Raw genomic sequence first — 8,781 nt, 5'->3', positions numbered from 1 at the left:
ATTGTCTTTGGATTGTCGAGCAAGACGCAGTGGTTGAGTGGGCTCTATTACGCTGATTTCATCAGCTTTTACAGCCCTACTCAACTGTGCGGAGGTGGGACGACGAAATCGAATTCTAACGAATTACCGATTTCTGTCCCACTCTCTTTTTCATTACAGCTTATCCTAGGTCTAACCTGGCTAAATATGACATGCTATGGCAAGTATTGTATAATAGGAAGAGGAGAAGGAGCAGGCATGCAGAATAATAGACTATTTCGGATATCGTATTACATTTTGGAGAGAGGAAAAGTGACTGCAACGGAGCTAGCCGAGAAATTCGAAGTTTCGGTTCGGACTATTTATCGGGATGTAGATTCTCTAAGCAGCGCTGGGATTCCGATTTATACCACGCAAGGAAAGGGTGGTGGCATAGAAATCTCAGAGGATTTTGTTTTGCGGAAGGCCTTGCTGACAGCGGAGGAGAAAGAGCAGATCATGGCTGCCTTGCAAGGTCTGGACAGCACCAGTCAGCTTTACCAGAGTGAGCTTCTTACAAAGCTTTCGGTGCTATTTCAAGTTAAAAATCCCAATTGGATTGAAGTTGATTTTAACCACTGGAAAAACGATAAAGCATATGAAGAAACCTTTCATCAATTAAAAACTGCGATTCTAGGCAAGCACCTCGTTTCTTTTTCTTACTTTGCTAGTGATGAGCAGGAGACAAATCGCCGTGTCAAGCCTGTGCGCTTGTTCTTTAAAAGTCAGAATTGGTATCTCTATGCTTTCTGCCTCTTGCGACAGGAATTCAGGTATTTTAAGCTATCTCGGATGAAAAATCTGGAGCGGCTGGAGGAAAGGTTTGAGGATAACTTTGAAGATCTCGTCTTGGAAAAAGAACTGACTTATGAAAATACCATTAAGCTGACAGTCAAGTTTGATCGCAAAGTAGCTTTTAGGGTTTATGACGAATTAGGCGGAGACATTCGGACAGATGCCGAAGGAAATCTGTATACAGAAATCGAAATTCCCAACGACCATCGTCTATACAGTTACATCCTGTCCTTTGGAGACGCTGTGGAGGTCTTAGATCCGCCCGAAATCCAAGTGAAAATGAAAGAAATGATTCATAAGCTGGCAGAAAAATATAAAACCTGACATAGGGTGTCAGGGATCTTCTTGTATACTAATGGTAAGAAGAGAAAAGGAGGCAGCAAGATGAAATATGAATGGAGAAAGAGTGAGAAAGGCCTTTATGGAGCCAAGCAAAAGCCAGAGCTGGTAGAGGTGCCAAGTCAACAGTTTATTGTGATCGAAGGAGAGGGTGACCCCAATGAAGCGGATTTCTCCGAGCGGGTATCTGCTCTTTATTCACTGGCCTATTCCATAAAAATGCTCTTTAAATCCATGATGAAAGATGAAGCGGATGACAAGGTGACGGATTTCACGGTCTATCCTTTGGAGGGGATTTGGGAAAAAGCTGCTGGGGAAGGCTTCAATAAAAGTCAGCTTCGCTATCAGCTCATGATTCAGCAGCCCAATGTCATCACTCAGGACATTTTTGTGGCGGCACTTGAGAATGTCCGCAAGAAAAAGCCCAATCTCCTCTACGACGACATCCGTTGGCAAAGCTTGCCAGAGGAGCGGGCTATTCAGGTCCTACACATAGGAAGTTATGACAGTGAGCCGGCCTCTTTTGAGAAAATGGACGAGCTGGCAAGCAGCTTGGGACTGGAGAGATGCGACCAAGTCCACAGAGAGATTTACTTGAGCAACAAAAATAGGACACCAGAAGAAAAATTGAAAACTATCTTAAGGTATGCTGTCAGATAGGAGGAATTTACCATGCCAAGACCTGCAACAAAAAACGATTTGCTGGCTGCAGCTACAGAAAATTACGAAAAACTCAATCTGCTTATTTTGAACATGACAGCGGACGAGTTGGCGAGACCCTTTGATTTTTCAAAGGATGAGAAAAAGAAAGAAGCCCACTGGAAGCGCGATCGGAACCTGAGGGATGTCTTAATCCATCTTTATGAGTGGCACCAACTGCTGCTCAACTGGGTAGAGAGCAATCAAAGGGGAGAAGAGAAGTCCTTCCTGCCTGCTCCCTACAATTGGAGAACTTATGGTGAGATGAATATCGCATTTTGGGAAAAGCACCAGCAGACCTCTCTTGAGGAGGCAAGTTCTTTGCTGGCTAGTTCACATAGAGCTGTCCTGGATCTAGCCGCAACCTTGAGCAATGAAGAATTGTTTTCCAAGGGAGTTTATAAATGGACGGGCGGAACGACCTTGGGTTCTTATTTTGTCAGTTCTACATCCAGCCACTATGATTGGGCTATGAAAAAGCTTAAAGCTCATCAAAAGAATTGTAAAGTGAATCCTGTCCAATAAAGTTTTCTAGGACTTGAGACTGATTTTTAGCACTCTTGCAAAAAGAGTGCTAATTTTTTGGTTTTTTGTCTTGACATTCATTTTTAAGAGTGTATAATAGAATCATAACTTAGCACTCGATGCATTAGAGTGCTAAATATAAAAAATAAAATCTCGCCAGTGGCTGGAAATTTTCTAAAGAGAGGTGAGGTCCTTGGTAACAGAACGCCAAAATGAGATTTTAAATCTAATTATTGATATCTTTACCAAGACGCATGAGCCTGTCGGTTCTAAAGCCTTGCAAGAGTCTATCCAGTCCTCGAGTGCCACCATTCGGAATGACATGGCAGCCTTGGAAAAGGAAGGGCTGCTAGAAAAGGCTCATACATCGAGTGGGCGCAAGCCCAGTGTAGCAGGCTTCCAGTATTTTGTCCGCCATTCCTTGACCTTTGATCAGCTAGCGGAAAATGAGCTCTACGAGGTTGTCAAAGCTTTCGATCAAGAGTTCTTCAAGCTGGAGGATATCCTGCAGAGGGCAGCGGACGTCTTGGCAGAGTTGAGTGCTTGCACGGTTGTAGCTCTTGACGTCGAGCCTAGTCGGCAACGGCTGACGGCTTTTGATATCGTTGTTATTAGCCAGCACGCAGCCTTAGCTGTCTTTACTCTGGATGAGTCCAATACCCTGACCAGTCAGTTCATGATTCCTAGGAATTTTCTCCAGGAAGACATACTGCGCTTGAGGGATATGATTCAGGAGCGCTTTCTGGGACAGACGGTCTTAGATATTCACTATAAGATTCGGACGGAGATCCCGCAGATTATCCAGCGTTACTTTACGACGACGGACAATGTTCTCGATCTTTTTGAGCATATTTTTGCTCAGATGTTTTCGGAAAAAGTAGCTGTCGCTGGTAAGGTTCAGTTGCTACGTTTTGCGGATCTTGAGGCCTATCAGTTCTTTGATGATCGGCAGAAGGTGGCCTTTGAAATTCGCAATAGTTTAGCCGAGGATCAGATGCAAAATGTCCGAGTCGCAGCTAGCCAAGAGGACTGCCTGGCTAATCTAACCTTGATTTCCAGCAAATTCCTGATTCCCTATCGGGGCTTTGGTATGCTGGCAGTGGTCGGTCCAGTCAATCTGGATTACCAAAAGGTGGTTAGTCAACTCAATGTTGTCAATCGAGTCCTAACTATGAAACTCATTGATTTCTACCGATATTTGAGTAGCAATCATTATGAGGTGAGTTGAACATGAAATTACATAAATTCCTAAAAAGGAGGCGAAAAATGTCTGAGGAAATAAAAAACGAAGAATTAAAAGAAGAGGAAGTGGCAGAAGCTACTGAAGAAAAGGTAGAAATCGCTGAAGAATCTGATGAAACCACTCCTGAAAAATCAGAACTAGAACTTGCAAATGAGCGTGCAGAAAACTTTGAAAATAGATATCTCCGTGCTCATGCAGAAATGCAAAATATCCAACGTCGTGCCAATGAAGAACGTCAACTCTTGCAACGCTATCGTAGCCAAGATTTGGCAAAAGCGATTCTCCCTTCTTTGGACAACCTTGAGCGTGCGCTTGCCGTTGAAGGATTGACAGACGATGTAAAAAAAGGCTTGGAGATGGTACAAGAAAGCTTAATTCATGCCCTTAAAGAAGAAGGAATTGAAGAAATTGCAGCGGACGGAGCATTTGACCATAACTACCATATGGCTATTCAAACAGTTCCTGCAGATGATGAACATCCAGCAGATACCATTGCGCAAGTCTTCCAAAAAGGCTACAAACTCCATGACCGCATCCTAAGGCCAGCAATGGTGGTGGTATATAACTAGGATACAAAGCCCGTAAAAAGCTCACAGTAAAAATAGGAGATTGACGAAGTGTTCGATGAACACAAGGAAATCTATCTTTTTTACACAGAGCTTAGGGCGTGTTCAACTAGGCGGTAAGTCAGAAATCTGTGATGTCGTTGACGCACCCTCGCAAGGATGATTAGGCTGGTCACGAGCGTTTGCGAAGTGAACTGCCAATCAGCTACTGCGCATAATTTCGACTTCTCGTGTCGCAACATAAAAAATAAGAACCTTGTCCGAAACGACAATAAACTATGAAAGAATGATAAACAATGGTTCAGCTTTGCTGATAGTGAGCGAAGCGAATCAAAGGCGATGCTCTTCGCTGTGGCGCTATTTACGCAAACTTTGAGACTTTGGGCTCAAAGTTTAGTCAAAGAGATTGACAGAGTTAAGCTCTGACGGCGTCGCCACTTTAAGAAGAGTATCAAAAAAATAGAAGATAAATTTTAAGGAGAAAAACACATGTCTAAAATTATCGGTATTGACTTAGGTACAACAAACTCAGCAGTTGCAGTTCTTGAAGGAACTGAAAGCAAAATTATCGCAAACCCAGAAGGAAACCGTACAACTCCGTCTGTAGTGTCATTCAAAAATGGTGAAATCATCGTTGGTGATGCTGCAAAACGTCAAGCAGTGACAAACCCAGATACTGTTATCTCTATCAAATCTAAGATGGGAACTTCTGAAAAAGTTTCTGCAAACGGTAAAGAATACACTCCACAAGAAATCTCAGCTATGATTCTTCAATACTTGAAAGGTTACGCTGAAGAATACCTTGGTGAAAAAGTAACTAAAGCAGTTATTACAGTTCCTGCTTACTTTAACGACGCTCAACGTCAAGCAACTAAAGACGCTGGTAAAATCGCTGGTCTTGAAGTAGAACGTATCGTTAACGAACCAACTGCAGCAGCCCTTGCTTACGGTTTGGACAAGACTGACAAAGAAGAAAAAATCTTGGTATTCGACCTTGGTGGTGGTACATTCGACGTGTCTATCCTTGAACTCGGTGACGGTGTTTTTGATGTATTGGCAACCGCAGGGGACAACAAACTCGGTGGTGACGACTTTGACCAAAAGATTATCGACCACTTGGTAGCAGAATTTAAGAAAGAGAACGGAATCGACTTGTCAAACGACAAGATGGCTGTTCAACGTTTGAAAGACGCAGCTGAAAAAGCGAAGAAAGACCTTTCTGGTGTAACTTCAACTCAAATCAGCTTGCCATTTATCACTGCTGGTGAAGCTGGACCTCTTCACTTGGAAATGACTTTGACTCGTGCTAAATTCGACGATTTGACTCGTGACCTTGTAGAACGTACAAAAACTCCAGTTCGCCAAGCCCTTTCAGATGCAGGTTTGAGCTTGTCAGAAATCGACGAAGTCATCCTTGTTGGTGGTTCAACTCGTATCCCTGCTGTTGTAGAAGCTGTTAAGGCTGAAACTGGTAAAGAACCAAACAAATCAGTGAACCCTGACGAAGTGGTTGCTATGGGTGCGGCTATCCAAGGTGGTGTCATCACTGGTGATGTTAAGGACGTTGTCCTTCTTGACGTAACACCATTGTCACTTGGTATCGAAACAATGGGAGGAGTATTTACAAAACTCATCGACCGTAACACAACGATTCCAACATCTAAATCACAAGTATTCTCAACTGCAGCAGACAACCAACCAGCCGTTGATATCCACGTTCTTCAAGGTGAACGCCCAATGGCAGCAGATAACAAGACTCTTGGACGTTTCCAATTGACAGATATCCCAGCTGCACCTCGTGGAATTCCTCAAATCGAAGTAACATTTGACATTGACAAGAACGGTATCGTATCTGTTAAGGCCAAAGACCTTGGAACTCAAAAAGAACAAACAATTGTCATTCAATCTAACTCAGGTTTGACTGATGAAGAAATCGACCGCATGATGAAAGATGCAGAAGCAAACGCTGAAGCAGATAAGAAACGTAAGGAAGAAGTAGACCTTCGTAACGAAGTAGACCAAGCTATCTTTGCGACTGAAAAGACAATCAAGGAAACTGAAGGCAAAGGCTTTGACGCAGAGCGTGACGCAGCCCAAGCTGCTCTTGATGAACTTAAGAAAGCGCAAGAAGATAATAACTTGGACGACATGAAAGCAAAACTCGAAGCGTTGAACGAAAAAGCTCAAGCTTTAGCGGTGAAACTCTACGAACAAGCCGCAGCAGCTCAACAAGCTCAAGCAGGAGGAGAAGGCGCACAAGCAACAGGAAACGCAGGCGATGACGTCGTAGATGGAGAGTTTACGGAGAAATAAAATAGTCCAGTGGACTATTTTATCCCGAGCTTTAAAATCGGAGAGCGAGGTCGTTAAGAATGACGAATCACTAAAGTGATTGTCATTCTACGGCAATCGCTATGGCGATTTGCCTAAACGCCTTACTAGTTCAAAAACAAAGTCGATTATACTTTGTTTTTGAACGTCGTAATGATAGGAAGAAATCCAGAGGTTGCAACCCAGCCTCTGTTTTTCGGTAAAATAGAGGGTGTCGCTTATGAAAAAAGTACTTTGTGTCATTTATCCTAATTTTTCTCTTTATGAGATAGCCTCTTTAACTAGTACTTTAGCTTTATCTTTTGACATCACGATTGATTATGTAGCTTCAGGTCATTCGATAGTTGTCTCTGAGGAGGGTTTGTCTTGTAAACCTACGAAAACATTGGAGCAAATACGTATAGAAGATTATTCTTGTATTATTTTGCCAGGAATGGTAAACATAGGACCTGCTCTACAGGATGAAAAATTAAATTCGTTTTTGAAGGGACTCGGTAAGCAGGATATCTTAATTGCAGCCATTTCTTCAGCGCCTATTTTGTTGGCAAAGGCAGGTTTATTGAACGATACGAAATTTACAGGTGGGATTTGGCAAAACTTCTTTGACTATTTTGAATTTCTTCCACGTGAGAATTTCCAACCCAAACTGGTTGTGCAAGATAAAAATATCATTACGGCTATAGGCTTTGCACATCAAGAGTTTGCAAGAAGAGTGATTCTTAGTCTAGGTTTGGCAGAAAATACTGACAACTATTTTAAGGAACAGAACGAATATTCAGAAGAGGACTTGATTTTTACTCTATCGGACAAAGAGTTTGATGAAGTGAAGCAGAGTATAGAAAATACCCTCTAATGATTTGCTTATAAATTATAGAAAGGAACAAGGGTGTTCGTAATTGAACCCGAGCGGAAAGCTTGGAAATCGGGATTTCTTGTCGGTTTCCTAAATTTCAGTCGCTTTCTGTTCGCTCTTGGTATCTTAAATGAATAATACTGAATTTTATGATCGTTTAGGTGTCTCAAAGAATGCTTCTCAGGATGAGATCAAGAGAGCCTATCGGAAATTATCTAAAAAATATCACCCAGATATCAATAAGGAGCCTGGGGCGGAAGATAAATATAAAGAAGTCCAAGAGGCTTATGAAACGCTGAGCGATGAGCAAAAGCGGGCTGCCTATGACCAATATGGTGCTGCGGGTGCCAATGGTGGTTTTGGTGGTGCAGGCGGCTTCGGTGGCTTTGATGGCTCTGGTTTTGGTGGCTTCGAAGATATCTTTTCTAGCTTCTTTGGCGGTGGCGCAACTCGTAATCCAAACGCTCCGCGTCAAGGAGATGATCTCCAGTATCGGGTAAATCTCCGCTTTGAAGAGGCTATTTTCGGGGCAGAAAAAGAAGTGAAATACAATCGTGAGGCGAGTTGCCATACTTGTCACGGTTCAGGTGCTAAGCCAGGGACTAGCCCAGTAACTTGTGGTCGCTGTCATGGTTCTGGTGTCATCAACGTTGATACTCAAACACCGCTGGGTATGATGCGTCGACAAGTAACCTGTGATGTCTGTCACGGTCGCGGACAAGAAATCAAAAGTCCATGCGAAACCTGCCATGGAACAGGGCATGAAAAGCAAGCGCATAGCGTTCATGTAAAAATCCCCGCTGGTGTGGAAACAGGTCAACGAGTTCGCTTGGCTGGTCAAGGTGAGGCAGGCTTTAATGGCGGTCCTTATGGTGACTTGTATGTAGTGGTGAACGTTGAGCCAAGCGATAAGTTTGAGCGAGACGGTTCTACCATTTACTACAAGCTCAACCTTAACTTTGTGCAAGCAGCTCTGGGCGACAGTGTGGAAATCCCAACTGTCCATGGAAATGTTGAATTGACAATCCCAGAAGGAACCCAGACGGGCAAGCGTTTCCGTCTGCGTGGTAAGGGAGCACCAAATCTGCGCGATGGAAGTGTAGGTGACCAATATGTCACTGTCAATGTCGTAACGCCAACAGGCCTCAATGACCGTCAAAAGGCGGCTCTTAAGGATTTTGCGGCGGCTGGAGACATCAAAGTGAGCCCTAAGAAGAAAGGCTTCTTTGATAAGATGAAAGATGTCTTTGAAGGGGAATAAAGAAGGATAGGCTAGGGCAAAAGTCCTAGCCTATCAATTGTCTTTGGAATGTCGAGCAAGACGCAGTGGTTGAGTGGGCTCTACTACGCTGATTTCATCAGCTTTTACAGCCCTACTCAACTGTGCGGAGGTGGGACGACGAAATCGAATT

8 protein-coding genes are annotated in these 8,781 nt (G+C 43.4%); all 8 read left to right on the top strand.

Annotated elements, in window-relative coordinates; translation table 11 throughout:
- Window positions 1-237: 237 nt before the first annotated feature.
- The 8 genes from A0765_RS09210 (at window position 238) to dnaJ (ending at window position 8,630) form a co-directional block, all read left to right on the top strand.
- On the top strand, window positions 238-1,137 hold the full coding sequence (locus A0765_RS09210; protein ID WP_062006253.1) for a helix-turn-helix transcriptional regulator: 900 nt from the start codon (window positions 238-240) through the stop codon (window positions 1,135-1,137).
- A 60-nt stretch (window positions 1,138-1,197) separates the two neighbouring features.
- Entirely contained in the window at window positions 1,198-1,812 is a 615-nt protein-coding gene (locus A0765_RS09205; protein ID WP_062006251.1) for a GyrI-like domain-containing protein, read from the top strand.
- A gap of 12 nt (window positions 1,813-1,824) precedes the next feature.
- Window positions 1,825-2,376, top strand: coding sequence for a ClbS/DfsB family four-helix bundle protein (locus A0765_RS09200; RefSeq protein WP_062006249.1), 552 nt, complete (start codon window positions 1,825-1,827; stop codon window positions 2,374-2,376).
- A 193-nt stretch (window positions 2,377-2,569) separates the two neighbouring features.
- On the top strand, window positions 2,570-3,604 hold the full coding sequence (gene hrcA, locus A0765_RS09195) for a heat-inducible transcriptional repressor HrcA (RefSeq protein WP_062006247.1): 1,035 nt from the start codon (window positions 2,570-2,572) through the stop codon (window positions 3,602-3,604).
- Between the two features lie 38 nt (window positions 3,605-3,642).
- The gene (gene grpE / locus A0765_RS09190) at window positions 3,643-4,188 is read left to right on the top strand and encodes a nucleotide exchange factor GrpE (protein WP_062006245.1); all 546 of its coding nucleotides are present in this window, start codon (window positions 3,643-3,645) and stop codon (window positions 4,186-4,188) included.
- Between the two features lie 486 nt (window positions 4,189-4,674).
- Window positions 4,675-6,498, top strand: coding sequence for a molecular chaperone DnaK (gene dnaK, locus A0765_RS09185; protein WP_062006243.1), 1,824 nt, complete (start codon window positions 4,675-4,677; stop codon window positions 6,496-6,498).
- A 238-nt stretch (window positions 6,499-6,736) separates the two neighbouring features.
- On the top strand, window positions 6,737-7,369 hold the full coding sequence (locus A0765_RS09180; protein WP_062006241.1) for a DJ-1/PfpI family protein: 633 nt from the start codon (window positions 6,737-6,739) through the stop codon (window positions 7,367-7,369).
- A gap of 130 nt (window positions 7,370-7,499) precedes the next feature.
- Entirely contained in the window at window positions 7,500-8,630 is a 1,131-nt protein-coding gene (gene dnaJ, locus A0765_RS09175; protein WP_062006239.1) for a molecular chaperone DnaJ, read from the top strand.
- Window positions 8,631-8,781 lie beyond the last annotated feature (151 nt).

Origin of the sequence: Streptococcus cristatus, from assembly GCF_001588905.1 — a bacterium.
Lineage (GTDB): Bacteria > Bacillota > Bacilli > Lactobacillales > Streptococcaceae > Streptococcus > Streptococcus cristatus_N.
The sequence above is the reverse complement of the archived record's forward strand: the minus strand, read 5'-3'. Positions and strand labels throughout refer to the sequence as shown.

Coding starts and splice junctions, on each gene's coding strand:
- A0765_RS09210 (WP_062006253.1), top strand. CDS start 238: ATGCAGAATAATAGACTATTTCGGATATCGTATTACATTTTGGAGAGA.
- A0765_RS09205 (WP_062006251.1), top strand. CDS start 1,198: ATGAAATATGAATGGAGAAAGAGTGAGAAAGGCCTTTATGGAGCCAAG.
- A0765_RS09200 (WP_062006249.1), top strand. CDS start 1,825: ATGCCAAGACCTGCAACAAAAAACGATTTGCTGGCTGCAGCTACAGAA.
- grpE (WP_062006245.1), top strand. CDS start 3,643: ATGTCTGAGGAAATAAAAAACGAAGAATTAAAAGAAGAGGAAGTGGCA.
- dnaK (WP_062006243.1), top strand. CDS start 4,675: ATGTCTAAAATTATCGGTATTGACTTAGGTACAACAAACTCAGCAGTT.
- A0765_RS09180 (WP_062006241.1), top strand. CDS start 6,737: ATGAAAAAAGTACTTTGTGTCATTTATCCTAATTTTTCTCTTTATGAG.
- dnaJ (WP_062006239.1), top strand. CDS start 7,500: ATGAATAATACTGAATTTTATGATCGTTTAGGTGTCTCAAAGAATGCT.